This window comes from Collinsella sp. AF04-24 (genome assembly GCF_003465685.1).
GTDB classification, from domain to species: Bacteria; Actinomycetota; Coriobacteriia; order Coriobacteriales; family Coriobacteriaceae; genus Collinsella; species Collinsella aerofaciens_AP.
Map to the genome: position 1 here is coordinate 15,768 of NZ_QSBK01000004.1, position 24,513 is coordinate 40,280.

Annotated in this window: 30 protein-coding genes; 2 read left to right on the forward strand and 28 right to left on the reverse strand. The window is 60.5% G+C overall.

Annotated features, from left to right (window positions below; all coding sequences use genetic code 11):
* Positions 1-37 precede the first annotated feature (37 nt).
* Positions 38-2,236 carry a transglycosylase domain-containing protein gene (locus tag DWV32_RS02155; protein ID WP_117638128.1) on the forward strand — a complete coding sequence of 733 codons (2,199 nt, stop codon included), beginning with the start codon at positions 38-40 and terminating at the stop codon, positions 2,234-2,236.
* Positions 2,237-2,422: 186 nt separating this feature from the next.
* Here the strand turns inward: DWV32_RS02155 and DWV32_RS02160 are convergent, their stop codons facing one another.
* The 23 genes from DWV32_RS02160 to yqeB form a co-directional block, all read right to left on the reverse strand.
* Positions 2,423-2,860 (reverse strand): arginine repressor, encoded by a 438-nt coding sequence (locus DWV32_RS02160; protein WP_006235280.1) that lies wholly within the window; start codon positions 2,858-2,860, stop codon positions 2,423-2,425.
* A 132-nt stretch (positions 2,861-2,992) separates the two neighbouring features.
* Positions 2,993-3,991, reverse strand: coding sequence for a glycosyltransferase (locus DWV32_RS02165; protein WP_147327783.1), 999 nt, complete (start codon positions 3,989-3,991; stop codon positions 2,993-2,995).
* Positions 3,992-4,194: 203 nt separating this feature from the next.
* The gene (truA, locus tag DWV32_RS02170; RefSeq protein WP_117757071.1) at positions 4,195-5,019 is read right to left on the reverse strand and encodes a tRNA pseudouridine(38-40) synthase TruA; all 825 of its coding nucleotides are present in this window, start codon (positions 5,017-5,019) and stop codon (positions 4,195-4,197) included.
* A 92-nt stretch (positions 5,020-5,111) separates the two neighbouring features.
* Entirely contained in the window at positions 5,112-5,594 is a 483-nt protein-coding gene (rplQ, locus tag DWV32_RS02175; RefSeq protein ID WP_089573564.1) for a 50S ribosomal protein L17, read from the reverse strand.
* A 30-nt stretch (positions 5,595-5,624) separates the two neighbouring features.
* Positions 5,625-6,566, reverse strand: coding sequence for a DNA-directed RNA polymerase subunit alpha (locus DWV32_RS02180; protein ID WP_006235276.1), 942 nt, complete (start codon positions 6,564-6,566; stop codon positions 5,625-5,627).
* A 32-nt stretch (positions 6,567-6,598) separates the two neighbouring features.
* On the reverse strand, positions 6,599-7,195 hold the full coding sequence (gene rpsD / locus DWV32_RS02185; RefSeq protein ID WP_006235275.1) for a 30S ribosomal protein S4: 597 nt from the start codon (positions 7,193-7,195) through the stop codon (positions 6,599-6,601).
* A gap of 19 nt (positions 7,196-7,214) precedes the next feature.
* Positions 7,215-7,619 carry a 30S ribosomal protein S11 gene (gene rpsK / locus DWV32_RS02190; RefSeq protein WP_006235274.1) on the reverse strand — a complete coding sequence of 135 codons (405 nt, stop codon included), beginning with the start codon at positions 7,617-7,619 and terminating at the stop codon, positions 7,215-7,217.
* Positions 7,620-7,633: 14 nt separating this feature from the next.
* Positions 7,634-8,008, reverse strand: coding sequence for a 30S ribosomal protein S13 (gene rpsM / locus DWV32_RS02195; RefSeq protein ID WP_022094275.1), 375 nt, complete (start codon positions 8,006-8,008; stop codon positions 7,634-7,636).
* 14 nt (positions 8,009-8,022) lie between these two features.
* Complete coding sequence (rpmJ, locus tag DWV32_RS02200) at positions 8,023-8,136, reverse strand: 50S ribosomal protein L36 (protein ID WP_006363204.1); 114 nt, start codon at positions 8,134-8,136, stop codon at positions 8,023-8,025.
* Between the two features lie 150 nt (positions 8,137-8,286).
* A complete protein-coding gene (gene infA / locus DWV32_RS02205; protein ID WP_035137443.1) occupies positions 8,287-8,505 on the reverse strand; it encodes a translation initiation factor IF-1 in 219 nt (72 codons plus the stop codon).
* Between the two features lie 104 nt (positions 8,506-8,609).
* Entirely contained in the window at positions 8,610-9,398 is a 789-nt protein-coding gene (gene map, locus DWV32_RS02210; protein WP_117757072.1) for a type I methionyl aminopeptidase, read from the reverse strand.
* Complete coding sequence (locus tag DWV32_RS02215) at positions 9,395-10,021, reverse strand: adenylate kinase (RefSeq protein ID WP_117757073.1); 627 nt, start codon at positions 10,019-10,021, stop codon at positions 9,395-9,397. The genes map and DWV32_RS02215 overlap by 4 nt, the downstream gene beginning before the upstream one ends.
* 18 nt (positions 10,022-10,039) lie before the next feature.
* Positions 10,040-11,326: a preprotein translocase subunit SecY gene (gene secY / locus DWV32_RS02220; protein WP_117757074.1), complete on the reverse strand. Its 1,287-nt coding sequence runs from the start codon at positions 11,324-11,326 to the stop codon at positions 10,040-10,042.
* Positions 11,320-11,769 (reverse strand): 50S ribosomal protein L15, encoded by a 450-nt coding sequence (gene rplO, locus DWV32_RS02225; protein WP_006235267.1) that lies wholly within the window; start codon positions 11,767-11,769, stop codon positions 11,320-11,322. The genes secY and rplO overlap by 7 nt, the downstream gene beginning before the upstream one ends.
* Before the next feature lie 3 nt (positions 11,770-11,772).
* The gene (gene rpmD / locus DWV32_RS02230) at positions 11,773-11,955 is read right to left on the reverse strand and encodes a 50S ribosomal protein L30 (RefSeq protein WP_006235266.1); all 183 of its coding nucleotides are present in this window, start codon (positions 11,953-11,955) and stop codon (positions 11,773-11,775) included.
* 2 nt (positions 11,956-11,957) lie between these two features.
* Positions 11,958-12,482 (reverse strand): 30S ribosomal protein S5, encoded by a 525-nt coding sequence (gene rpsE, locus DWV32_RS02235; RefSeq protein ID WP_055252236.1) that lies wholly within the window; start codon positions 12,480-12,482, stop codon positions 11,958-11,960.
* Positions 12,483-12,496: 14 nt separating this feature from the next.
* Positions 12,497-12,865: a 50S ribosomal protein L18 gene (rplR, locus tag DWV32_RS02240; RefSeq protein WP_006235264.1), complete on the reverse strand. Its 369-nt coding sequence runs from the start codon at positions 12,863-12,865 to the stop codon at positions 12,497-12,499.
* Positions 12,866-12,940: 75 nt separating this feature from the next.
* On the reverse strand, positions 12,941-13,477 hold the full coding sequence (gene rplF, locus DWV32_RS02245) for a 50S ribosomal protein L6 (RefSeq protein ID WP_006235263.1): 537 nt from the start codon (positions 13,475-13,477) through the stop codon (positions 12,941-12,943).
* 33 nt (positions 13,478-13,510) lie between these two features.
* Positions 13,511-13,909, reverse strand: a complete 399-nt coding sequence (gene rpsH / locus DWV32_RS02250; protein ID WP_006235262.1) for a 30S ribosomal protein S8 — start codon at positions 13,907-13,909, stop codon at positions 13,511-13,513.
* A gap of 119 nt (positions 13,910-14,028) precedes the next feature.
* On the reverse strand, positions 14,029-14,214 hold the full coding sequence (locus DWV32_RS02255) for a type Z 30S ribosomal protein S14 (RefSeq protein WP_022094280.1): 186 nt from the start codon (positions 14,212-14,214) through the stop codon (positions 14,029-14,031).
* 79 nt (positions 14,215-14,293) lie between these two features.
* On the reverse strand, positions 14,294-14,851 hold the full coding sequence (gene rplE, locus DWV32_RS02260; RefSeq protein WP_006235260.1) for a 50S ribosomal protein L5: 558 nt from the start codon (positions 14,849-14,851) through the stop codon (positions 14,294-14,296).
* Positions 14,852-15,176: 325 nt separating this feature from the next.
* Complete coding sequence (locus DWV32_RS02265) at positions 15,177-16,220, reverse strand: XdhC family protein (RefSeq protein ID WP_117757075.1); 1,044 nt, start codon at positions 16,218-16,220, stop codon at positions 15,177-15,179.
* A 9-nt stretch (positions 16,221-16,229) separates the two neighbouring features.
* Positions 16,230-17,024: a selenium-dependent molybdenum cofactor biosynthesis protein YqeB gene (gene yqeB, locus DWV32_RS02270; RefSeq protein ID WP_117757076.1), complete on the reverse strand. Its 795-nt coding sequence runs from the start codon at positions 17,022-17,024 to the stop codon at positions 16,230-16,232.
* 102 nt (positions 17,025-17,126) lie between these two features.
* Here yqeB and yqeC point away from each other — a divergent pair, with 102 nt between their 5' ends.
* Positions 17,127-17,864: a selenium cofactor biosynthesis protein YqeC gene (yqeC, locus tag DWV32_RS02275; RefSeq protein WP_117757077.1), complete on the forward strand. Its 738-nt coding sequence runs from the start codon at positions 17,127-17,129 to the stop codon at positions 17,862-17,864.
* Between the two features lie 79 nt (positions 17,865-17,943).
* On the opposite strand, the gene hydA is transcribed toward yqeC, so the two are convergent.
* The 5 genes from hydA to dpaL all read right to left on the reverse strand — a co-directional run bounded on the left by hydA (position 17,944) and on the right by dpaL (position 24,328).
* Entirely contained in the window at positions 17,944-19,311 is a 1,368-nt protein-coding gene (gene hydA, locus DWV32_RS02280; protein ID WP_117757078.1) for a dihydropyrimidinase, read from the reverse strand.
* Between the two features lie 9 nt (positions 19,312-19,320).
* Positions 19,321-19,935: a nucleotidyltransferase family protein gene (locus DWV32_RS02285; protein WP_158566028.1), complete on the reverse strand. Its 615-nt coding sequence runs from the start codon at positions 19,933-19,935 to the stop codon at positions 19,321-19,323.
* 150 nt (positions 19,936-20,085) lie between these two features.
* Entirely contained in the window at positions 20,086-21,288 is a 1,203-nt protein-coding gene (gene ygeW, locus DWV32_RS02290; protein WP_055252229.1) for a knotted carbamoyltransferase YgeW, read from the reverse strand.
* A gap of 201 nt (positions 21,289-21,489) precedes the next feature.
* Positions 21,490-22,875, reverse strand: a complete 1,386-nt coding sequence (locus DWV32_RS02295; RefSeq protein ID WP_099432046.1) for a YgeY family selenium metabolism-linked hydrolase — start codon at positions 22,873-22,875, stop codon at positions 21,490-21,492.
* Between the two features lie 238 nt (positions 22,876-23,113).
* The gene (gene dpaL, locus DWV32_RS02300) at positions 23,114-24,328 is read right to left on the reverse strand and encodes a diaminopropionate ammonia-lyase (RefSeq protein ID WP_117583046.1); all 1,215 of its coding nucleotides are present in this window, start codon (positions 24,326-24,328) and stop codon (positions 23,114-23,116) included.
* Positions 24,329-24,513: the final 185 nt, after the last annotated feature.

Consider the following 24,513-nt stretch of genomic DNA (forward strand, 5'->3'; position numbering starts at 1 on the left):
ATCCACCGTCTGGCACGACATACCTGGAGGTCAATATATGGGTCCTCGCCAACGACAGGGACACAGCCGTTCAAAGACGCACGCCCTGCCCATAATCCTGCTCTCGTTTTTGGGCTTTCTGCTGATTGCGGGCGTGGCGTTTGGCATCGGCATGGTCGGTAACGTCAACCGCTGGCTGTCCGATCTGCCCGACTACACCGACGCCAACGCGTATCTGGTGAGCGAGCCCACCGAGATCGTCGACTGTAACGGCAACAAGATCGCGAGCTTCTACACGCAAAACCGCAAGTCCATCACCAAGGACGAGGTCTCCCCCTACGTGCTGCAGGGCACCGTTGACGTCGAGGACGAGCGCTTCTACGAGCACGGCGGTATCGACCTGTGGGGTATCGCGCGTGCTGCGGTGGCAACCCTCGGCGGCGGGCACGAAGGCGCCTCGACGATCACCCAGCAGCTTGTGCGCAACACCATCCTGCAGGAGGAGCAATTCGACTCGACCATTGAGCGTAAGGTGCGCGAGGCCTACATCGCCATCAAGATGGAGGACATGTACTCCAAAGACGAGATCCTCATGATGTACCTCAACACCATCTATTACGGCCACGGCGCCTACGGCATCGAGGCCGCAGCCGAGACCTATCTGTCCAAGAGCGCCGCCGACCTCACCCTGAGCGAGGCCGCGCTACTCATCGGCCTTCCCAACTCGCCTTCGCAGTACGACCCCACGGTCAATCCCGATCTGGCACTGTCTCGCCGCAACAAGGTTCTCGACAACATGCTGCGCCTGGGCCACATCACCCAGGAGGAGCACGATGCCGCACAGGCCGAGCCCATCACCCTCAATGTGACCGAAATCTCGGGCAGCGGCGTCGACGTATACTCGCAGCCCTACTTTGTCTCCTACGTCAAGCAGCTGCTGGAGCAGGAGTTCTCGACCGACGTGCTCTTTAAGGGCGGCCTGACCGTCAAGACCACCATCGACCCCACGATGCAGCAGGTGGCAGAGAATGCCGTCCGCGAGCAGCTCGACACGCTCTCGCTTGACGGCCTGGACATGGGCATGGTCGTCGTCGACCCCAAGACCGGCTACATCAAGTGCATGGTGGGCGGCTACGACTACAACGCCGACGAGAACCACGTAAACCATGCCACGGCCAAGCGTCCCGTCGGCTCCACCTTTAAGGCCTTTACGCTGGCAACTGCCATCCAAAACGGCATGAACCCCAACGTCACCCTCAACTGCAACTCGCCGCTCAAGGCCAAGGGCACCACGACCGAGGTCCAAAACTACGCCAACCAGAGCTACGGCAACATCACGCTTAAGCAGGCGACGGCATACTCCTCCAACACCGGCTACATCCAGGTGGCGGAAGCCGTCGGCAACAGCAAGATCATCTCGCTCGTCAAAAAGCTCGGCATCGACCCCGCCAAGGACAACATCGAGGACGTTCCCGTCATGACGCTCGGCACCGGCTCGATCTCGCCACTCGAGATGGCCGCCGCCTACGCGACGTTTGCCAACGGCGGCTACTATCGCCAGCCGATCGCCATCACCGAGATTGATTCTCGTACCGGTTCGGTGCTGTACCAGCACACCGACAATCCCTCACAGGTGCTTACCGAGGGCGAGGCCGCCGCGGTCACCGATGTTCTGTCCGGCGTCATGAAGGGCAGCGGTACGGGTGCTGCCGGCGCCCTGAGTGTCAACCAGCCCTATGCCGGCAAGACGGGCACCACCGACAACACCACCAACCTTTGGTTCTGCGGCTATACCCCGCAGCTGGCGTGCGCCCTGTGGACCGGCTATTCCGCGGGCGAGATCCCCATCCAAAAGTACGGCACGGACCTGCTGGGCGACAGCACCAACCTGCCTGTCTTTAAGCGGTTTATGAACACCGTTCTGACCGGTACCGAGCGCGAGGAGTTTGCGACCGGAACGGCGCCCACCTACAAGAACAACAGCGTCTGGAAGTTCTACGGCACCAACAACACCAAGAAGACGGAGAACGACGACAAGGACGAGAACGAGGACGAAGAGGAAACCACCACAACGACGACCACGACGACCACGACCACCGAGACCACGGGCGGTGACACCACCGGCGGCACCGGTACGACCGGTGGTTCGACGGGCGGCTCCACTGGTGGTTCGACCGGCGGCGATGGCGGCACGCCTACGCCTACGCCTACGCCCACTCCCGACCCCTCGCCCACGCCTGACGATACGGTCGGCTAGAAATCATCCGGCCATAAGCAACAAGGCCCCCGAGCAGCCTATTGAACTGCTCGGGGGCCTTTTAGTTTGAAGCGACCTGGTGGGCGGTCTTTATACCGGCAATCAAAAAGGGGTACCGACCAACGTCGATACCCCTTACAAGCCACTATGTCAGTGCACGAAGTGCCGAGCGCACGACCCGCACGCCTACTTGCGAGAATTGCTCAGCTTATTGATCAGTGCCTCGAGGCGCTCGCCGTCCTCGGCCGTCTGGGCAATAACCAAAATCGTATCGTTGCCGGCAAGCGAGCCAAGCACATCGGGCAACTCGGCCGCGTCAACGGCGGCGGCGATGCCGGAAGCCGTGCCAGGCTGAGCCTTGATCATAACCAGATTATCGGTACGCAGAACGCCCGTTACGAGCTCGGAAACCATACGCTGCAGGTGTAGGTCCTCTGCCAGAACATAGATGCCCTCAGGGAGCTTACGCAGCCCCATGTCGGCAATATCGCGAGAGACAGTCGCCTGCGTGCAATCAAAGCCCATAGCACGGAGCTCATCGACCAGCACGCGCTGCGTGCGGACATCCTTATTGCGCACAATATCTCTAATGGCATCCTGGCGCCCATTGCGTTTTTTAGCCATACAAACCCTCTCTCCAAAAGATGGCGGAGACAATCAATCAGTGTTTGAATAGTTTAGCGCTATTTGAAGGCTTTTGTGAATAAGAACGCATTTCGAAACAATTCTATGCAAGTTTGTTTCGTAATGAGCCGTTTAGGCGGTTTTTGCGCCCGTACGGTTAAGAAAAGCTGCCAGATGCGTACACATCACGCAGCGCGCGGGCTTAGCGCTGGCGATCGGCCCAAACAACAGACCGAGCCCCCGATGGTTATCCTTGAGCGCGGCGACCATCTGACGGGTTCGAGGCGCCTCGAGCATATCACGCATGCGGGCGGAACGCTCGATTGACGACACTCCATGCGGGCTCAGACACAAATTCTCGATGCAGGCGACCAGTCCGGCAAAGTAGAACTTTTGGCTTGCCAGCTTGAGCCGACCACCGCTATCTGCTTCCGAGAGTGAGTCCGCAAGCTCGTCGAGCGCCCGGGTGTCATCGGATACCTTGGCATACATGGTGGGATCAAAGGCATCTGTAAGCTTAGGCGCCACCGTGTGGAAACAAGCGTTGCCGCATCCGGAGACGCGCTGCGCCTGCGAGAGCGCGCATGCCATAAACCCAACTGTGCGAAACGCCTTGTCGCACAAAAGGCATGCCTCAAACAGCGGACGGCTATACATCACGCCAGAGACTTGAGCAACCAAGCCGCCTAAAATCAACTGGGGCAGCCCGGCCACCATCGAAGATTTGCTATCAATGGAAATATGAGTAGCATCCAAGACGCGCGAATGGCGCTCTCGATGTGCATCATAGCGGTCGAGCGACACCGTGGGGAACACTATGTCTGCCGCAGTATCGCACGCGATATCGACCATCTTGGAAAGGGATTGCGGAGCAAACCACTCATCGGCGTTCATGGCGATGATTTGAGAGCCGCGCGAGGCAGCAAAACCGGCACGAAGACACGCGCCGCGCGTCGCGTCCTCGACGTCAATCAAATCAATATGGATGTCCCTGTCAGCAGCAACTTGAAGCGAATGGCGCACACCGGGCGCAGCATCGCGACAGACAACGACAATCTGCAAATCGTAGAGGTCTTGGTTCTGGATACTCTCGAGCGCACGCATCGCATAGCTGGGCGAACCTTCTACCACAAGGATCACCGAAAGTCGCGGATGCGAGCCACGTCGAACCAAATTATCCGTCCTCTCGACAGCAATGAATAAAACCGTGGTTCATGGTACACCCCGGCAATAAAAGCAATGAGACACCGGTTGTATTGCACGCCAAGAACAGATGTTGCACACGCGCAGCCCACAGATGGCAGGTGTCGACGCACGACGCGTCGAGCCCTCCCCTAGTCGAGCACGACAAGCTCGGCGGGATCGTAATCCACGCCCATAAACGTAAGGCCGCAGGCAGGAGCCGTGGGGCCCGCAGCGGTACGGTCGCAAGCATCGATAACCTCGCGCATCCACCCGGGTTCACGGCGATGCATGCCAATCTCGACAAGCGTGCCCACGATCGTACGGACCATCGAATGCAGAAACGCATTGCCCTCGATGGTGAACGTCAGGATGTCCTCGCCAAACGCAACCTCATGGCCAAATTCGGCACGCATCACGCAGCGATGCGTGGGTTTGCCAACGGCCGAAGCAACCTTGCAAAAGCTTTTAAAGTCCTGCTCGCCCAGCAGAGCGGGGCAGGCAGCAGACATAGCCTCAACATCCAAGGGATAGCGATGCCACCACACGGCACCGCGGGACAGCACGGGGCGCGCATCTCGATCGGCAATACGGTACGTATACGTACGGGAACGCGCGTCAAAACGCGCAGAAAAGCCTTTACGGGCCTTGTAGACCTCGTTTATGGCGATATCTTTGGGCAGCAGGGCATCCATAGCCCGCAGCCACCTACGGCGCGTACAAGCGAGCTCAGCGTCCGTTACGGGCACGCTGATGTACTGAGCCACGGCATGCACGCCGGCATCGGTACGCCCCGCACACGTCAGATCGATCGGGCGGCGAAGCAGCGTCTCGATGGCTCGACGTAGCTCACCCGCAACCGTCGTCTGTCCCGGCTGCTCGGCAAATCCGCTATACGACGAGCCATCATAGGCCACGCGAAATACGAGCGTGGCGTCAAGCTCGGAAATCGAATTGAAATCAGACGGCGCAGTCATGGGCGCTCCCAACAAACAAGCAACGGTATCGCGACAAAAAAAGAGGGGTACGCGAACGTACCCCTCGAATATAGCCTATGCAGACGGAATGTCTACTCAGCGGTCTCCTCAGCAGGAGCCTCCTCGGCAGCGGTCTCCTCGACAGCCTCGACCTTCTTGGGAGCAGCGGCCTTCTTGGGGGCCGGAGCAGCCTTCTTGGCCTTAGGCGTGCAAGGCTCGGTGACGAGCTCCATGATAACGATGGGAGCGTTGTCGCCCTTACGGTTACCGAGCTTCATGATGCGGGTGTAACCGCCGTTGCGGTCCTGCCACATGCCCTGAGCAGCCTTGTCGAAGATCTCGGCAACGAGCTGCTTATCGCCGAGCTTGGCGATAGCCAGACGACGAGAGTGCAGGTCGCCCTTCTTGGCCCAAGTGATGATCGGATCGACGACCGAACGCAGCGCCTTAGCGCGGGTCTCGGTGGTCTTGATGCGGTCGTTCTCGAAGAGGGCCTTAGCAAGGCTCTTCTTCATGGCCTTGGTGTGGCTCGCATCGGTGCCGAGCTTAAGGCCCTTCTTAACGTTGTGACGCATGGTCTAGTTTCTCCTCAAATATGCGAAGCATTAAGCCTTCAGGCTCAGGCCCATGGACTCAAGCTTGTCCTTCACTTCCTCGATCGACTTAACACCGAAATTACGGATGTTGAGCAGATCGTTCTCCGAGAACTCAACGAGCTGACGGACCGAGTGAATGCTGGCGCGCTTAAGGCAGTTGTAGGAACGGACGGAAAGGTCCAGATCCTCGATCTGCTTGTCCAGCTCGGCGTTGTCGTTGGTGACCTCGGGAGCGAAGATCGAAGCCTCCTCCTCGACCTCGGGGGTCTCGGCAAGGTTCATAAAGGCGGCCATATGCTGGTTGATGATATTGGCAGCCTGGACCACGGCGTCGCGCGGGGCGATGGAGCCGTTGGTCTCGATCTCGAGGACAAGGCGGTCGTAGTCGGTGTGCTGACCGACACGGCAAGCCTCAACGAGCTTGGCGCAACGGGAAACCGGCGAGTACAGCGAGTCGACGTGGATCACACCGATGGGATCGTTGTCGCGCTTGTTGGCCTCGCCAGAAACATAGCCGCGGCCATAGCCGATGCGCATGCTCATGGTGAGATGGCCACCCTCGGTGAGCGTAGCGATGTGCTGCTCGGGGTTGACCAGCTCAAACTCGGACGGAATAAAGAAGTCCGCACCGGTGACCTCACAGGGGCCGTCAACCGAGATGGTGGCGGTCGCCTCGTCGGTCGTGCCGAGAGCCCTGAAGACAAGACCCTTGACATTCAGGACGATGTCGGTGACATCCTCGACCATGTTAGGGATGGTCATGAACTCGTGCTGCGCACCATCGATCTGAATAGCCTCGACGGCGGCACCCTCGAGCGAGGACAGAAGAACGCGACGAAGGGAGTTACCCAGCGTATCGCCGTAACCACGCTCGAGCGGCTCGACGGAGACACGAGCAGACGTCTCGTTGATCTCTTCGACCTGAACCTGAGGCCTAATGAATTCTGACATGTATTACCTCCAGCCTCAGCAGCCCGGATGGACTACTTAGAGTAGAGCTCGACGATGAGCTGCTCGTTGATATCACCGCTGATCTGCTCACGCGTCGGCAGAGCGAGCACGTTACCAGACAGCTTCTCGATATCGACCTCGAGCCAGCCAGGGACCTCAAAGCGCTCGGAGGAAATCAGAGCCTCCTTGATGGGGAGGAGGTCACGGAACTTCTCGCCGACAGCGACGACGTCGCCGGCCTTGACGCGGTAGGACGGGATGTCCACGCGCTTGCCGTTCACGGTGAAGTGACCGTGACGGACGGACTGACGAGCCTCTTTGCGGGTGCGGGCGAAGCCAAGACGGAAGACGACGTTGTCGAGGCGAGACTCAAGGATGATCATGAGGTTCTCACCGGTGACGCCGTTCATCTTGCGGGCCTTGTTGAAGTACCCGTGGAACTGCTTCTCCAGAACGCCATAGATGAACTTGACCTTCTGCTTCTCGCGCAGCTGCATGCCGTACTCAGATTCCTTGCGACGGCGCTTGGGCTGACGGATAGATTCCTTCTTGCTGCTGTAACCGAGCTCAGCGGGATCGATCCCGAGCTGACGGCAGCGCTTAAGAACAGGAGTCCTGTCGATTGCCATATTGATACGATCCTTTCAGTTACACGCGGCGACGCTTCTTGGGGCGGCAGCCGTTGTGCGGAATGGGGGTCTTGTCCTGGATGCTCGAGACCTCGAGGCCAGCAGCCTGGAGGGAGCGGATGGCGGTCTCACGACCGGAGCCGGGGCCCTTGACGAAGACAGAAACCTTCTTCATACCGTGCTCCATGGCCTGCTTGGCAGCAGCCTCGGCAGCCATCTGGGCAGCGAACGGCGTGGACTTACGGGAGCCCTTGAAGCCCACCTGGCCAGCCGACTTCCAGGAAATGACGTTGCCCTGGGGATCGGTGATCGAAACGATCGTGTTGTTGAACGTAGAACGGATGTGAGCCTGGCCCACGGAAATGTTCTTACGGTCCGCGCGCTTCAGACGGGCAGCGCGAACGTTCTTCTTAGCAGTAGCCATCTATCTAGCGCTCCTTATTTCTTCTTCTTAGCACCGATCTGACGCTTCGGGCCCTTACGGGTACGAGCGTTAGTGTGGGTGCGCTGGCCGCGGACCGGGAGGCCCTTGCGGTGACGAAGGCCGCGGTTGCAGCCGATGTCCATAAGGCGCTTGACGTTCTGGTTGCGTTCACGGCGGAGGTCGCCCTCAACCATGATCTGGTTCTTATCGATATAATCACGGATGGCGTTAACCTCATCCTCGGTGAGGTCCTTAACGCGCGTATCCACGTTAACGTTGCACTCGACGCAGATCTTCGTCGCAGTGGTGCGGCCGATGCCGTAAATGTAGGTCAGACCGATCTCAACGCGCTTCTCACGCGGGAGGTCGACACCATTAATACGGGCCAACGTAGTCTCCTCTCTTAACCCTGACGCTGCTTATGACGGGGGTTCTCGCAAATGACGAGGACCTTGCCATGGCGCCTAATGATTTTGCACTTATCGCACATCTTCTTGACCGAAGGACGTACCTTCATCGTTCTTCCTTTCGGTAGCGCTCAAACTACTTCCCTACTATCTACTCGCCCAGCCGCAGGCGTTTAAAACTATGGCTGGTCTTCACACACAATCCGACCGTAGGTTGAGCTAAGCCTGCAGTCGGAAATGGAGTGCGCGTATGCGTGCCGCTATTTGTAGCGATAGGTGATGCGGCCGCGGGTCAGGTCGTACGGGGAAAGCTCCACGACAACCCTGTCACCGGGGAGAATACGGATGTAATTCATTCGGATCTTGCCAGAAATGTTGCACAGAACCGAATGACCGTTCTCGAGCTCGACCTTAAACATGGCATTGGGCAGCGGTTCCTTTACCGTACCCTCGAGCTCAATTGCGTCTTCCTTCTTCACAAGCAATCATCTTTCTCTAGAAAACGACAGCGATTGAGTATTCTACAACACGTATGCACGCATCGTAATAACTTCGTAATGGCTCCACAACTAAGTGGAACTTGTTACATTTCTCCGCCTTGGAGCGAACACCAAGCACCTTGGGCATCCGTGGTGATAATCACCGGACCGTCATTGGTAATGGCGACGGTGTTCTCGTAGTGCGCGGCGGGCAGGTGGTCGTTGGTCGTAACAATCCAACCGTCGGAGCCCGTGCTCACATGGTTGGAACCCATCGTAACCATCGGCTCGATGGCAATGACCATGCCGGCCTGGAGGCGAACGCCCCTCCCCTTCTTTCCATAGTTAGGAACGTTGGGGTCCTCGTGCATCACGCGGCCAATGCCATGACCCACATAGTCACGAAGCACGCCGTAACCGTGAGACTCGGCGAGGGACTGAACGACGTAACCAACATCCCCGATATGGTTACCGGGAACAGCCTGCTCGATGGCAGCCTTAAGGCAATCGCGCGTGACCTCGCACAGGGCCTTGGCCTCGGGCGTGGGTGTGCCGACAAAAAACGTCCAAGCGTTATCGCCGACCCAACCGTCAACGACAGCTCCCGTATCGATGGAGATGATATCGCCATCGCGCAGGATCATGTCGGGGTTGGGAATACCGTGGACCACGGCATCGTTAATCGATGCGCAAATGGTACCGGGGAACCCGCCGTAACCCTTAAAGGCCGGGGTGCCGCCATGCATACGGATAATCTGCTCCGCGAGCTGATCGAGCTCAAAGGTCGAAACACCAGGGCGCACCATGGCTCCAACGTGGCGGAGCGCCATCTTAGATAGCGCTCCTGCCTTCTTCATCTGCTCGATTTGCGTTGCAGACTTAATCTTGATCATAGACCGAGAGCCTCTTTGACATCCCCGTACACGGTCTCGCGAGCCTGGTCACCGTTGACCGACTTGAGCAGACCCTGGCCACGATAGTAGTCGACGAGCGGGCTCGTGGACTTCTCGTAGACGTCGAGACGGTTCTTGATGGTCTCGGGCTTGTCGTCGTCGCGCTGATACATCTCGCCGGCGCACTTGGGGCAGGTAGCATCGGCAGCGGTGCCGGTGTAACCGCAGGCGCGGCAAGTGCGACGCGAAGACAGACGAGCGATGATGACCTCGGGGGCCACGTCGACCAGAAGGGCGCAATCGATCTCGCGACCCATGGCGGAGAGCTCGGAATCGAGCGTCACAGCCTGGGCGGTGTTGCGCGGGAAGCCGTCGAGGATGAAGCCCTGCTGGGCGTCATCGGCAGCAAGGCGCTCCTTGACAAGGTCGATCACGAGCTGGTCGGGAACGAGCTCGCCAGCGTCCATGTACTTCTTAGCCTGAATACCAAGGTCGGTGCCACCCTTGACGGCAGCACGCAGCAGGTCGCCCGTGGAAATGTGAGCGACGCCAAACTCGGCGACGAGCTCCTGTGCGACGGTGCCCTTACCGGCACCCGGAGCTCCGAGCAATACGAGGTTCATGAGCAATCCTCCTCTAGCCTATTTAAAGAATCCATCGTAATCATACATCTTGATCTGGCCTTCGAGCTTATCGACCGTGTCGAGCACGACGCCGACCATGATGAGGATGGACGTGCCGCCAAATGCCTGGATCAGATGGTTACCCGTGAAGGAGAAGATGATCGAAGGCACGATGGCGATGAGCGCCAAAAAGACAGCGCTGGGAAGCGTAATCTTGTTGAGCGCGTTCTTGATGTAGGCCGCGGTAGCCCTACCCGGACGCACGCCCGGAATAAAGCCGCCCTGCTTCTTAAGGTTATCGGCCGTGTCATCGGGGTTGAACACCATGGAGGTGTAGAAGTACGCGAAGAACACGATGAGGACAACGTTAAGCACCCAGTTGAGCCAACCGGTCGAAAGCGCAGAGGCAACTGCCTGAATCCAGCCGATGCCGGGGAAGAACACGGCAATCTGAGCCGGGAAGTACAGCAGCGCCGAAGCGAAGATGATCGGCACGACACCCGCGGTGTTGACCTTGATGGGCAGGTAGGTGGTCTGGCCACCCATCATGCGACGGCCAACGACGCGTTTGGCGTAGGAGACCGGGATGCGGCGCTGGCCGCGCTCAAGGAAAACAATCAGCGGAATAACCAGCAGGATGATGGCGCAGATGATCGCCATGGTGATGATGCCACCGGCATTGCCCTCGGTGCTGGAAAAGATCGCCTGCGGCAGACCGGCCATGATGTTCGCGAAGATGATCAGCGACATGCCATTGCCGATACCGCGCTGGGTGATGAGCTCACCAATCCACATGATCAGCATGGCGCCCGCGGTGAGCGTACCGACGATCATGAGGTCGAAGATGATCTCGGGAGCGCCGGCGCCATTGAAGCTGATGCCGAAGCTCTTAAAGAGGAAGAGGTAACCCACGGAGTTGAGGATTGCCAGAGCCAAGGTGAGGTAACGCGAATACTGCGTAATCTTGGTCTGACCGACCTCGCCCTCGCGGGCAAGCTCATGCAGGGAAGGCACGACGGCCTGGAGCATCTGGAGGATGATCGAGCTGGTGATGTAAGGCATGATGCCCAGCGAAAACACCGACACATAGCTCAACGCGCCGCCAGAGAAAAGATTCAGGAGGGCCATAGCACCTGCGGCGACCGAATTGTTATCGGTCGAGAAAAGGCCCAGCATCCCCTGGAAGGGAATGCCGGGCACAGGAACGTGCGCACCAATGCGGTACACGACGAGCATAGCTATGGTAAAAAGAATCTTTTCGCGCAATTCTTTGATGCGGAAAGCATTCTTAAGACCATTTAGCACGGCAGCTCGACCTTTCCGCCGGCGGCCTCGATCTTGGCCTGCGCAGAAGCGCTGACCTTGTCGACCTTGACCGTGAACTTCTTGGTGAGCTCACCATTGCCGAGCACCTTGACGGGCTCGAACTCGCTCTTGGTGATGCGAGCGGCCTTAAGAGCGGCACCGTCGATCACAGCGCCATCCTCGAACTTACGCTCGAGACGCTCAACGTTAACAGCGGTGTACTCGATACGACGGGGGTTGCGGAAGCCCGGAAGCTTGGGCAGGCGCATAGCCAGCGGAGTCTGGCCACCCTCGAAGCCGGCACCCTTGGTGCCGCCAGAGCGGGAACCCTGGCCCTTCTGACCGCGGCCAGAAGTGGTGCCGTGACCCGAAGAATTGCCACGGCCGACGCGCTTGCGGTTCTTGGTGGAACCGGGCGCGGGAGTAAGATCGTGAAGCTGCATTTGCTACTCCTCTACAATCTCGACAAGGTGCTTGACCTTGAAGATCATGCCGCGGACGGACTCGTTGTCAGCAATCTCGCGAACCTCGCGGATCCTGTGGAGACCGAGGGCACGGACAGTACGGACCTGGTCCTGCTTGCAACCGTTGGTGCTGCGGACCTGCTTGATCTTGATGGTGTCAGCCATGCTTAGTTCTCCTTACCGACGAACATCTCGGAGACCGTCAGGCCACGGCGAGCCGCGACGTCCTCAGGGCTGGAGAGCTCCTTGAGGCCCTCGACGGCAGCCTTGATGATGTTGAGGCCGTTGTCGGTACCGAGGGACTTGGACAGGACGTTCTTGATGCCAGCAAGCTCAAAGAGGGGACGCACAGCGCCGCCGGCGATAACGCCGGTACCCTCGACAGCGGGCTTGATGATGATGCGGCCGGCACCAAAGTGGCCGAGAACCTCGTGCGGGATGGTGCCCTGCTCGGTCACCGGCACGTGGAACATGTTCTTCTTGGCATCGAGAGACGCCTTGGAGATGGCCAGGGGCACCTCAGCGGACTTGCCCATGCCAACGCCGACGTTACCCTTGCCGTCGCCAACGACGACGAGAGCGACGAGGCTCATGCGACGACCACCCTTGACGGTCTTCGACACGCGGTTGATGTAAACGACGCGCTCCTCGAACTCGGAGGCCTCGCGCTGCTGCTTCTGATTACGAGCCATGTGCTACATACCTCCTAGAACTCGAGACCGGCGGCACGAGCACCGTCGGCGAGGGCCTTGACGCGGCCATGGTAGATACGGCCACCGCGATCGAAGGCGACCTTGGTGATGCCGGCCTCGATGGCGCGCTTGCCAACGAGCTGACCGACCTTCTCCGCAGCCTCCTTGTTCGAGGTGTGGGTGCCCTTGAACTCGGCCTCGAGGGTCGAGGCAGAGACGAGCGTCAGGCTGGAGCCCTTGCTGTCGTCGATGATCTGGGCATAGATGTTGGCGTTAGTACGGGTCACGCGAAGACGCGGACGCTCGGAGGTACCCGAGACCTTGCCGCGAACACGACGCTGACGACGCTTGAGGCCTTCCAGCTTCGCCTTATGCTTGTTCATACGTAAACTCCTAAAAAGGTTGATCTTGCCAGCACCTGACGGGGTGCTGGTCTTATGCGAGTGAGTCGGTTACGACTACTTGGCGGCCTTACCCAGCTTGCGGCGGATGTGCTCGCCAACGTAGTGGATACCCTTGCCCTTGTAAGGCTCGGGAGGACGATGGCCGCGGATCTCAGCGGCGATCTGACCGACCTGCTGCTTGTTGATACCCTTGACGTTCACGTGGGTGTTGTCGGGAACCTCGAAGGTGATGCCCTCGGGAGCCTCGACGATCACGGGGTGCGAGAAGCCCAGGGAGAACTCGAGGTTCTTGCCCTTCTGCTGCACGCGGTAACCGACGCCGGCGAGCTCGAGCTTCTTCTCGAAGCCCTCGGAAACGCCAACAACCATGTTGTGGATGAGGGCGCGGGTGAGGCCGTGGCGGGCACGGGTCTCACGCTCGTCGTCGGGACGGGAAACGGTGAGGACGTTGTCCTCGACGTTGATAGCGAGCTTCTCAAAGACATCGAGCTCGAGCTGGCCCTTGGGGCCCTTGACGACAACGTTGTTGCCGTTGACTGCCACTTCGACTCCGGCGGGAATCTGGACAGGCTTATTACCGATACGAGACACGGTGATCTCCTTTCCTTCTACCTACCGAGCGAATTACCAGACGTAAGCGATGATCTCGCCGCCGACGTTGTGCTTGCGAGCATCGCGGTCGGTCATGACGCCATGGCTGGTGGAAATGATGGCGGTACCAAGGCCACCGCGGACGCGGGGCATGTCGGCAACGCCGGTGTACTTACGCAGGCCCGGCTTGGAAATGCGGCGGATGCCGTTGATGACCTTAGCCTTCTTGGGACCATACTTAAGCGTGATGTGCAGAGTCTTCTGGGGAACGGTGTCCTCGACATCGTAGCCCTCGATGTAGCCCTCCTCGTGCAGAACACGAGCGATCTCGACGAGCTTCTTGCTGCTCGGCATGGAGACCGTGGCCTTGTTCACAGAGTTAGCGTTACGGATGCGCGTAAGCATATCTGCGATCGGGTCTGTAAGGTTCATACAGATTCTCCTTCGTTCTTGATGAACACGTGCTCTTGGTTCTTCGCCGCCCTTAACGGCAAAGCCTTTTTAGCGCGTTTTCCCTGTTCCAAACTGATGCTTGAAACGCTGGTAGTGACTTACCAGCTGGCCTTCTTAACGCCGGGAAGCTCGCCCTTGAGTGCAAGCTCGCGGAAGCAGACACGGCACAGGCCGAACTTGCGGTACACAGAGTGCGGACGGCCGCAGCGCTGGCAGCGCGTGTACTCACGAGTAGAGAACTTCTGCTTGCGATTGCACTTGACGATCATCGATGTCTTAGCCACTTATATCCTCCTCACATAGAGTATTGTTCGCCCCAAGCGCCGCCCCCTTCTGGGAACGGCGCTCATAGGGCAGGTGAACCTATTTCTTGAACGGGAAACCGAAGGCGTCCAGAAGGGCCTTGGCCTCCTCATCGGTGTTGGCGGTGGTCACGAAAGTGATGTCCATACCACGCTGGTGATCGACGGAGTCGAAGTCGATCTCGGGGAAGATGAGCTGCTCGGTGACGCCCATGGAGAAGTTACCACGGCCGTCGAAGCTCTTGGCGGAGATGCCGCGGAAGTCGCGGATACGGGGGATCGCGACGGAGGTCAGGCGATCGAAGAACTCCCACATACGGTCGCCACGCAGGGTAACCTTGCAGCCGATCGGCATACCAGCGCGCAGGCGGAAGGTAGCGATGGACTTGCGGGCACGGGTAATCATCGGCTGCTGGCCGGTGATGGCGCGCAGGTCGCGCACGGCACCGTCGATGGCCTTGGAATCGGTAGCGGCCTCGCCGACACCCATGTTCACGACGATCTTCTCAAACTTGGGGATCATCATGACGTTCTCGTACTGGAACTTGTCCTGAAGCTGCTGCTTGACCTCGTTGTTGTACTTGGTCTTCAGACGCGGCACATACTTCTCTTCTGCCATTGTTCACTCCTTCTTGGGGTTTTAAGCACGGGGCGTGGCCACGATGGGTTGTCCTCGTGCCTCCTGGCTGCATCCGCGCCGCTCATGGCATTACGCGGTTTGGACTCGACACAGCAGGAGCCGACAAAACAATCGGTACTATACGCGCATCGGGAGCGTTTTTCCAGAAAAACCTCGTCTGCCTGCACAACTCCACAACTCCCCCGCACAAACCGATCCGCATGCGACGGAGGAAAATGGCAGTTGCGGTGAAATAGGGACTGTTTGACGGCTTAACTGGCTTAAACAGCCCGCATTTCACCGCAACTTATTGATGGGGATGCGACTAGCGCTTGCGGGGGACGAGCTTGGTGCGGCGCAGGTGGATCATCTCGGCAGCGATGGAGATGGCGATCTCCTCGGGGTCCTCGGCCTCGATGGCGACACCGATCGGCAGGTGCAGCTCGTCGATCTGGCCCTGCGTGAAGCCCTCCTGCTCCAGGCGGGCGCGCACAAAGGCGGTCTTGCGGCGCGAGCCCAGGCAGCCCAGATAGGCGGGTTTAGCGCGCATGGCCTGAATCACCACGTCGATATCGGACTTGTGACCCGCCGTGGCGACGACCACCAAGTCGCGCGGGCCGATGGGGCACAGCTCGCTCAGGTTCTTATAATCGACCAGACGACGGTCGTAGACGCCGGGCACCCATTCGGGGGTCAGCGTGCCGGGGCGGTCGTCGCAAGCCACGACGGCAAAGCCCGCCGCCGTGAGCACCCGCGCCGTCGCAGCGCCCACGTGGCCGCAGCCAAAGATATAGGTCAGGCCCTCGGGGCAGAGCGTCTCGATGTGCGCCGGGGGAATCTCGAAGGCGGCGTTGGTGTAGGTGACCTTACTCCCCTCCTCCACCAGCGAAAGCTCGGGGCAGCCGGCAATGGTATGGCGCGATGTCTCGCCATGGTACTCAACCACATCGCCCTCGAGCGCGCTCGCGATAAACGGCTCAAAGTCGATGACGAAGTCGCCGATGCGCCGATAGGCCAAGACGTCGGCAACCGACTGGAACAACGGTGCCTGGGTCGAGTCCAGATGCAGGTAGCACAGGCAGATGGCCCCGCCGCAGATCATGCCGGTATCGGAGTTCTCGCCGCCCATGGTGTAGCGGACCAGACGCGATTGCCCTGCGGCCAGCAGCTCGCGCGCCTCGTCCAGCGCAAAAAGCTCAATCTTGCCGCCGCCGATGGTGCCCGCTTGGCTGCCATCGGCAAAGACGGCCATCCAGGCGCCCACGCCGCGTGGTGATGACCCCGCCGTACCGGCCACGACCACGAGCTCGCACGTCTCGCCAGCACGCAGGGCGGCAAGCGCCGCATTCACAACATCGAGCTTTTCCATTGCCGCCTTCTATCCTCTAAAGACATCGGTGAGCATAGCGAGTGCCTCGAGCACGCCGCCGCCGACCGATGTCGCCTTGTCCGAAATATAGTTGATGTAGCTGGCGTCGCCGCGCGGATCGACATCGGCGCATTTAAAGCCCTCAGTCACCTGCACGCCGTTCGCCAAAAGCCCGCGCAGACAGCCATCGATCTGCGTGCACATGGGCGTATCGCCCGCGTAGCCAATCACGTCTCCGGCGCTCACGATGTCGCCGATTGCGCGGTCGGACCGAAACACGCCGGCGGCGGGGCTGTGGATAACACGTTCCTTGCCATAGCCGGCGATAATGCCCGGCACGCCCGTGTTAGGCTGGGGCGAACCTTGGGTAATGACACGGCCGAGAAAATGCCCGCGCATGGTCTCGACCACGGCGTCGCAGTCAACCGGCGCGGTAAAGCCCGGCCCCACGGCGATGACGGCGGGCGCCATGTCGCGCGTGGTGCCCAAGTTGCGCTTAGCCAAAATCGCGTCGACCACAGCCGCGGGTTTCAGCTCGCCGATCATCTTGGCCTGGGGGTCTACCACAACGGCGACGTCTCCAGCCTCGGCAATCGCAAGCGCCTCAGCCGGCGTCTGTGCCAAGCGAGCGCGAATGCCCTCGACCTCGACCTCGCCCAGGCGAATGGCCTCGCAAAAACTGATTGTGCGGCGGATGCACGTGGGAACCGCGATATCGGCCATGACAACCGACACGCCGGCGCGCACCAAACGGGCAGCGACACCCGTGGCGATATCGCCGGCGCCGCGAACATAAACGAGCATTCCCGGGGCACCTCCCTGTGCTACGGTTTGAGCAGAGCAAAAGCGGTTCGACCGCTACTCTGATGATTATTTATTATCACAGTATTATACGGCGGTGAACAGATGGAAACGGTTAGCGGCAATCTTGCCTCGGCGCTCAGGATCGAGCCGGGCATTACCGCGATTATCGGCAGCGGCGGCAAGTCGACCTTGCTCAAGACGCTGGGTCTTGAGCTCATGCGCGCTGGCGGCCGCGTGCTCCTCTGTACCACCACGTATATGCTTCCCGTTGCCGGCGTGCCATGGGACGGGTCGAATCGTCGCCTGGACGCCGCACCTTGGAAGCCAGGTGCCTTACACGCCCCCGGCTGCACCTGCGAGGCCTGCGCGGGCCTTGTGCGCGGAAGCATCTGCCAGGCAGGCGTCTTGGACCCGGAGACAGGCAAGCTCTCCGCCCCCGCTGAGCCGCTCGACCAGCTGGCGCAGCGCTTTGACTATGTGTTGGCCGAGGCAGATGGCAGCAAGCGACTCCCGCTCAAGGCGCATGCCGCCTGGGAGCCGGTAATTCCCGCCGCCACGGCAAACGTTGTCTGGGTCGTCGGCGCCTCAGGGCTGGGCAAGCCCGTCGCCAAGGTTGTCCACCGCCCCGAGCTCTTCTGCGAGCGCTGCGGCTGCGAGCCCACCGACGCTGCCACCCCAGAGCGCGTCGCCATGGTGCTCAATGCCGAGCTGCAGATGCTGAACCTCGACAATGCCCGCATCATGCTCAACCAAGTCGACACGCTTGCCGATCCAACGATGGCAGATTGCTTCGAGGCAGCCCTCGGCCGCCCCCTCATCGCCACCAGCCTCCAGGGGTAGCAAATTTGGGACGGGGCTCTTTTTGCTACCCCGTCCCAAAAAATCATCTCCCAAATTAGCTACCCCGGCGGTCTTCCCGTTAGCGGGGCACGTAGCGGCCGGGTTGGGCTCCGGTGGGCTCGCCGTCGCGCGCAGCCAGCACGCCGTTCACAAACACGGCCTTGGCGCGGCCGTGCGCTTCAAAGCCCTCGAGCGGCGTATAGTCCACAGCCTGATGCTGCGTCCCGGCGCTAATCGTCCAGCGCGCCTTGGGATCCCACACGCACACGTCGGCATCGGCGCCCTCGGCAAGACAGCCCTTGCGCGGATACATGCCAAAGACGCGCGCCGGGTTCTCGCTCATCAAGCGGCACAGATCCTCGGGGCCCAGCTGTCCCTCAAAACTCGTAGCGATCGCGACGGGGCGATGCTCCACACCGGGCCCGCCGTTGGGAATCGCGCGGAAGTCATCGCGCCCGCGGTCCTTTTGCCCGTGCAGGTTAAAGCTGCAGTGGTCGGTCGCAATCGTATCGATCTCGCCGGCCACAAGCGCCTCGCGCAGTGCCGCACGGTCGCCGGCATGGCGCAGCGGCGGGCTCATCACATACTTGGCGCCCGCAAAGCCGTCTTCGCCCTGCTCCAAGTAGCGCGTATCGTCGAGCATCAGATATTGAGGACAGGTCTCGACATAGATGTTCTTCTGCCCGCGCGCTTTGGCAGCGCGAATGGCCTCGAGCCCCAACTTGGTCGAAAGGTGTACCACGTTGACCGGTGCGTCGCCGGCCAGGTGTGCCAGATACAGCAGACGGCTCACGGCCTCGGCCTCGCACACATCCGGACGGCTGAGCGCATGGCCCTCGGGCCCGTGGATACCCTGCTCAAACACGCGCTTCTGCAGCTCATTCACCAGCGTACCGTTCTCGCAATGCACGCACAGTATGCCGCCAATACGCTTGAGTTCCTCCAGCACCTCGAGCGTCTCGGCATCGTCCAGGCGCAGATGATCGTAGGCAAAGTAGGTCTTGAACGACGATACGCCCGCCTCGCGCATGGCCGAGAGGTCGGCGCGGTTGCGCTCGTTCCACTCGGCGAGTGCCATATGAAAGGCGTAGTTGGCCGTGCAGGTTCCGTCGGCGCGGCGATGCCACTCGGCCAAGGCATCGGGCATGGTCACGCCGCGATCGGCCGTCGCGTAGTCCACGATGGTCGTCGTACCGCCGCAGGCAGCCGCACGCGTACCGGTCTCAAAGCTATCGGCCGTCCAGTCCATGCCGGTCCAGCACTGCATGTGCGTGTGCCCATCGATAAAGCCCGGGAACACCCAGCAGCCCGCAGCATCCTCGACGGTATCGCCCTCGGCCGGCTCAATCGCCGCGGCAATCCGTACGATCTTATCGCCATCCATGGCAAGATCGGCGCGGCGAAGCCCTTGGGGCGTCACGAGTGCGCCGTTTTTGATGATGATCATAATTGCTCCTTATTGATTGATGCAGTTGGCCACGCGATCAAAATACGAGCAGGCGGCGATATGCTCCGTTATGCGTCGCTGTCCCTTGACGGTATCGACGTCCCACAGCTCGTAGGCACGCGCCTCGACCAGCACCACGTCGGTACGGTCCTTGAGGATCGAACCGCCGCCGTCCTTACCCTCAAGACACATAAGTGCATCGAACAGTTCCGCCGGAAAGAGCACCGGGCTCGAAGGCTCACCGTTGCACGCAAGACGCACCGGATACTTGCGGCCACGCTCATCAAACGCGCGAACCATGGCCTCAAAAGAATCCGAACTCACGAGCGGCTGGTCGCCCGGCAAAAAGAGGCAACCCTTCCAGCCGCGGCTCGCCCCCCACGAAAGGCCCGCACGGGCGCTTTCGCTCCTGAGCTTGCCATCGTGCAGCACGCACGGGCAATGCTTGTCCTCGCAAATCTGGGCGACCTCGGGCCAACGCGTCGAAACCACGACGTCAAAGCCCCGGGGAACCGAATCGATAGTCCGGGCAATCAGCGGCTTGCCATAGATATCGGCAAGCATCTTGTTAGAGCCAAACCGCTTGCCCTCGCCCGAAGCCATAATGACGCAACCGAGTTTCATGGCGATACCTCCCCTGAAACCATCGTACCCATAACTCGCGTCGCGGGGCATCTACATCGAAAGCGCTTATCCCGCACGCCCACGATGCAAAAAGGGGCACCCCGCCGGTTGGCAGAGCGCCCCCTTTACATGGCTTACCTCAGCGCGGCTTTAGGCCTGGAACCAACGGGCGGTGTTGCGCTCGTCGAGGGCCTTGAGGGTAGCGGCGGGATCGGCAACCTTCTGCAGGAACATCATGGCTGCGATGGCGTACGGCTTGTAGCTGGCCTCCTTGTACATGCCCACGCGGTGCATGTCAAAGACGTCGGCGTTGACCTCGCCGTGCTCGCAGGAGACACCGGAGATGTCGGCGGGCAGCGGGTGCATAAAGATGGTGTCCTGGCCGTTGGCGGTCTTCTCCATGAGCTCGGTCGTGGAGCACCAGTCCTGATGGGTGGCGTTCTGAGCGAGCAGCTCCTTCTCGAGCGCTGCGATGCCGGCGTCGTCGCCCTCGGCGTACAGGTTGGTACGCTTCTCCATGGCGGCAAACGGAGCCCAGCTCTTGGGGATCACGATGTCGGCGCCCTCGAAGGCCTCGGCCATGGTGTTGACCTGCTTAAAGGTGGTGCCGGACTCGGCGGCATAGCCCTTGGCGCGCTCGACGACCTCGGGCATGAGGTCGTAGCCCTCGGGGTGGGCCAGGGTGACGTCCATGCCAAAGCGGGGCAGCAGGCTGATCAGCGACTGCGGGCAGGACAGCGGCTTGCCGTAAGAGGGCGAATAGGCCCAGGTGACGGCAACCTTCTTGCCCTTGAGGTTCTCAAGGCCGCCAAACTCGTTGATGAGGTAGAGCATGTCGGCAGAGGACTGCGTGGGGTGATCGGAGTCGGACTGCAGGGAGATGAGCGTGGGACGGTGATCCAGAACGCCGTCCTCGTAGGCCTGCTGGACAGACTCGGAGACCTCGGCCATGTAGGCGTCGCCCTTGCCGATGTACATGTCGTCGCGGATGCCGATGACGTCGGCCATGAAGGAGATCATGGTAGCGGTCTCGCGGACGGTCTCGCCGTGAGCGATCTGGGACTTCTTCTCGTCCAGGTCCTGCAGCTCGAGGCCGAGCAGGTTGGCGGCCTTAGAGAAGGAGAAGCGCGTACGGGTGGAGTTGTCGCGGAACAGGGAGACGGCCAGGCCCGAGTCGAAGATCTTGGACGAAACGTTGTTCTCACGCAGCTCGCGCAGGGCGTCGGCAACGATGTAGAGCGCCTTGAGCTCATCGGTGGTCTTATCCCAGGTGTGCAGGAAGTCGCTGCCGTACATGCCCTTAAAATCGAGGCCGTTCAGCTGCTCGACGAGCTCGGTAAACTTGGCGTCCATGTAAATATCCTTTCCATAGATGAAACGATCGCAATGAGTAGATGTGCTCCGGCATGCGCGTGTGGCTAGAACATGCAGAGCGCTATGACGAGGACCCGCTACCGTCGAGGAAGCATGGGAGATAACGACCGCGGGCCCCAAGTCAACAGGGGGTGCCGGGGACACAGGCTGTCCCCGGCTCAACAAGATCAAGGAATGGGACTAGTCGATCTTGTTGTTGGTCAGACCAGCGCGGAACACGGTAGCGTCGCCATCGGCCTGGCTCGGATCGTAGAGGTTCAAAGCAGCAACATACATGGCGGCAGCGGTGACCAGGTCGTCCTTGTAGGTGACCTCGTTGGGAGCGTGAGCCTGAGACTCGGCACCCGGGCCAAAGCCAACGCAGGGGATGCCATAGCGGCCCTGGATGGAAACGCAGTTCGTGGAGAAGGTCCACTTGTCGCACAGCGGACGACCGGTGCGCTTGTCCATGCTGGGCTCGCAGCCGATGCGCTCGTCACCGAACATGGCCTTGTGGGCGTCGACGAGGGCCTTGACGTGCGGAGCGGTCTCCTTGTTGATCCACGTGGGGAAGTAAGCCTCGGTCTCGTAGACCTCGCCGGTCCAGGACGGACGGTCGTACATGTACATGGAGACCTTCACGTCGTCGCCGTACTTCTTGGCGGCCGGCAGGTTGCGGATCTCGTCCAGGCAGGACTCCCAGGTCTCGCCGGCGGTCATGCGACGGTCGATGGAGATGGCGCAGGAGTCAGCGACAGCGCAGCGGCTGGGGCTGGTGTAGAAGATCTGGCTGACGGTGCAGGTGCCGCGGCCCAGGAAGCGGGCGTCCTCAAAGTGCTCGGGGTTGTACTTGGGGTCGAGCATCTTGACGAGGCCCTTGATGTCGGTCGACTCGTCGCAGCCGTTGTTGTTGAGGGCGCGGACGTCGGCGATGATGTCGGCCATCTTGTAGATGGCGTTGTCGCCGCGGTCGGGAGCGGAACCGTGGCAGGAGGTGCCGTGAACGTCGACGCGGATCTCCATGCGGCCGCGGTGACCGCGATAGATGCCGCCGTCGGTGGGCTCAGTGGAAATGACGAACTCGGGCTTAATGCCGTCCTTGTTGTAGATGTACTGCCAGCACATGCCGTCGCAGTCCTCTTCCTGGACGGTGCCGACGACCATGATCTTGTAGCCCTCGGGGATGAGGCCCATGTCCTTCATCATCTTGGCAGCGTAGGTAGCAGAAGCCATGCCGCCCTCCTGGTCGGAGCCGCCGCGGCCGTAGATGATCTCGTCGGTCTCGTAGCCCTCATAGGGATCGGCATCCCAGTTCTCGATGTTGCCGATGCCGACGGTGTCGATGTGAGAGTCGATGGCGATGATCTTGTCGCCCTCGCCCATAAAGCCCATGACGTTGCCCAGGCCGTCGACCTTGACCTCGTCATAGCCAAGGCTCTCCATCTCGGCCTTGATGCAGGCAACAACCTCACCCTCCTCGCAGGACTCAGAGGGGTGAGAGATCATAGCGCGCAGGAAGCGAGTCATATCAGCACGATGAGACTCAGCCGCAGCCTTAATGGCATCAAAATCGAGTTCTTTAGTCATAACAGTCAACCTTTCTACAAGGGTTTACCTACAGGTAGATATTTCAGATAGATCACTTGTGCCAAGCGGCGTGAGGTTGAGCACCCCACAAGCAAGTAACCATAGGAGGCGGACGGAGGACTTTGCTCCGTCGCGAGTTCCGCACGAGCCGGAGAGCACTTAATGTGCTCTCCGTGCGAGCAGGACTGTCCGAGCAGGGAGTAAAGCCCTCCGGCTGCCTCCGGACAGGTCAGACCCGCTAGCAAGTCGGATACTCGCCCTCCCAGACGATGCGACGGTACTGATCCGGATCGGTGTCGCCCTCGGTGGAGAAGCAGAGCACGGAGCTCGTCTTGTCCAGGCCGATGAGCTCCTTGAGCTCGGCGTACTCGGGATCGAGCATGAGGGTCTCGACCAGGCCGGTGGTCACGGCGCCGGACTCGCCGGAGATGACGCGCGGGTCGCCCTTCTCGGGAGCGCCCAGGGTGCGCATGCCGCGAGCGGTGACCCAGTCGGGGCAGGACACGAAGGCGGTGGTGTGGTTACGCAGGATATCCCAGCCCAGGATGTTGGGCTCGCCGCAGCACAGGCCGGCCATGATGGAGGGCATGTCGCCGTCCACGATACGCGGGTCGCCGTCGCCGGCGGCAGCGCCCTTGTACAGGCAGGCGGCCGGTGCGCACTCAACCACGACGAAGGTGGGCGGGTTATCGGGATACAGGTTGGTGAAGTAGCCCACCACGGCGCCGGCGAGCGAGCCTACGCCAGCCTGGACAAAGACGTGCGTCGGGCGGTTGATAGCCATCTCGCGCAGCTGCTCGGCAGCCTCGGAAGCCATGGTGCCGTAACCCTCCATGATCCAGGACGGGATCTTCTCGTAGCCCTCCCAGGCGGTGTCCTGAACGATGACGCCGCGCTCGCAGGCGTCGGCCTCGGCGGCGGCCATGCGCACGCACTCGTCGTAGTTGACCTCTTCGATGGTCACCGTGGCGCCCTCGGCGGCAATGTTATCGAAGCGGGGCTTGGTGGAACCCTTGGGCATGTGCACGACGGCCTTCTGGCCCAGCTTGTTGGCAGCCCATGCCACGCCGCGGCCATGGTTGCCGTCGGTGGCGGTAAAGAAGGTAGCCTGGCCAAAGTCCTCGGCCAGCTGATCGGAGGTCAGGTAATCGAAGGTGCAGTCGGCAACGTCCTTGCCGGTCTCGTCGGCAATATAGTTGGCCATGGCAAACGAGCCGCCCAGGACCTTAAAGGCGTTGAGGCCAAAGCGATAGCTTTCGTCCTTAACGCACAGGTTGGACAGGCCCAGGCGCGCGGCCTGGCCATCCAGGCGGGCAAGCGGAGTGACGGTGTACTGGGGGAACGACTGGTGGAAGGCGCGGGCCTTCTTCACGTGGTCGAGGCTCATGATTCCCAAGTGCTTGTCATCGCTCTTGGGCATCGTGTTGCCCGCCCACTGGATCTTATCGGCCATACGGTGAACTCCTTAAGTTCTCTCTTGCCGGCCCCCGCATACGCGTTCCAGCCCGATCCCATTCACACGGCTGAACTTTTATGTGGATGCCAAACAAAAAGTTTGTTAGCACTGTTCTATCACACTTTTTGATTGGTAAACCTAACAAATTGTTTGTTGCCGTAATCGGTACTTTTTCGCCGCCG

Excerpts from the sequence above, each read along its gene's own strand:
- DWV32_RS02155 (WP_117638128.1), top strand. The coding sequence starts at position 38 with ATGGGTCCTCGCCAACGACAGGGACACAGCCGTTCAAAGACGCACGCC.
- DWV32_RS02160 (WP_006235280.1), bottom strand. The coding sequence starts at position 2,860 with ATGGCTAAAAAACGCAATGGGCGCCAGGATGCCATTAGAGATATTGTG.
- truA (WP_117757071.1), bottom strand. The coding sequence starts at position 5,019 with ATGACTGCGCCGTCTGATTTCAATTCGATTTCCGAGCTTGACGCCACG.
- rplQ (WP_089573564.1), bottom strand. The coding sequence starts at position 5,594 with ATGCGTCACAACGTTAAGAAGGGCCTTAAGCTCGGCACCGATGCGAGC.
- DWV32_RS02180 (WP_006235276.1), bottom strand. The coding sequence starts at position 6,566 with ATGTCAGAATTCATTAGGCCTCAGGTTCAGGTCGAAGAGATCAACGAG.
- rpsD (WP_006235275.1), bottom strand. The coding sequence starts at position 7,195 with ATGGCAATCGACAGGACTCCTGTTCTTAAGCGCTGCCGTCAGCTCGGG.
- rpsK (WP_006235274.1), bottom strand. The coding sequence starts at position 7,619 with ATGGCTACTGCTAAGAAGAACGTTCGCGCTGCCCGTCTGAAGCGCGCG.
- rpmJ (WP_006363204.1), bottom strand. The coding sequence starts at position 8,136 with ATGAAGGTACGTCCTTCGGTCAAGAAGATGTGCGATAAGTGCAAAATC.
- map (WP_117757072.1), bottom strand. The coding sequence starts at position 9,398 with ATGATCAAGATTAAGTCTGCAACGCAAATCGAGCAGATGAAGAAGGCA.
- DWV32_RS02215 (WP_117757073.1), bottom strand. The coding sequence starts at position 10,021 with ATGAACCTCGTATTGCTCGGAGCTCCGGGTGCCGGTAAGGGCACCGTC.
- rplO (WP_006235267.1), bottom strand. The coding sequence starts at position 11,769 with ATGCAGCTTCACGATCTTACTCCCGCGCCCGGTTCCACCAAGAACCGC.
- rpmD (WP_006235266.1), bottom strand. The coding sequence starts at position 11,955 with ATGGCTGACACCATCAAGATCAAGCAGGTCCGCAGCACCAACGGTTGC.
- rpsE (WP_055252236.1), bottom strand. The coding sequence starts at position 12,482 with ATGGCTCGTAATCAGAAGCAGCAGCGCGAGGCCTCCGAGTTCGAGGAG.
- rplR (WP_006235264.1), bottom strand. The coding sequence starts at position 12,865 with ATGAACAAGCATAAGGCGAAGCTGGAAGGCCTCAAGCGTCGTCAGCGT.
- rpsH (WP_006235262.1), bottom strand. The coding sequence starts at position 13,909 with ATGAACCTTACAGACCCGATCGCAGATATGCTTACGCGCATCCGTAAC.
- rplE (WP_006235260.1), bottom strand. The coding sequence starts at position 14,851 with ATGGCAGAAGAGAAGTATGTGCCGCGTCTGAAGACCAAGTACAACAAC.
- DWV32_RS02265 (WP_117757075.1), bottom strand. The coding sequence starts at position 16,220 with ATGGAAAAGCTCGATGTTGTGAATGCGGCGCTTGCCGCCCTGCGTGCT.
- yqeB (WP_117757076.1), bottom strand. The coding sequence starts at position 17,024 with ATGCTCGTTTATGTTCGCGGCGCCGGCGATATCGCCACGGGTGTCGCT.
- yqeC (WP_117757077.1), top strand. The coding sequence starts at position 17,127 with ATGGAAACGGTTAGCGGCAATCTTGCCTCGGCGCTCAGGATCGAGCCG.
- hydA (WP_117757078.1), bottom strand. The coding sequence starts at position 19,311 with ATGATCATCATCAAAAACGGCGCACTCGTGACGCCCCAAGGGCTTCGC.
- DWV32_RS02285 (WP_158566028.1), bottom strand. The coding sequence starts at position 19,935 with ATGAAACTCGGTTGCGTCATTATGGCTTCGGGCGAGGGCAAGCGGTTT.
- ygeW (WP_055252229.1), bottom strand. The coding sequence starts at position 21,288 with ATGGACGCCAAGTTTACCGAGCTCGTCGAGCAGCTGAACGGCCTCGAT.
- DWV32_RS02295 (WP_099432046.1), bottom strand. The coding sequence starts at position 22,875 with ATGACTAAAGAACTCGATTTTGATGCCATTAAGGCTGCGGCTGAGTCT.
- dpaL (WP_117583046.1), bottom strand. The coding sequence starts at position 24,328 with ATGGCCGATAAGATCCAGTGGGCGGGCAACACGATGCCCAAGAGCGAT.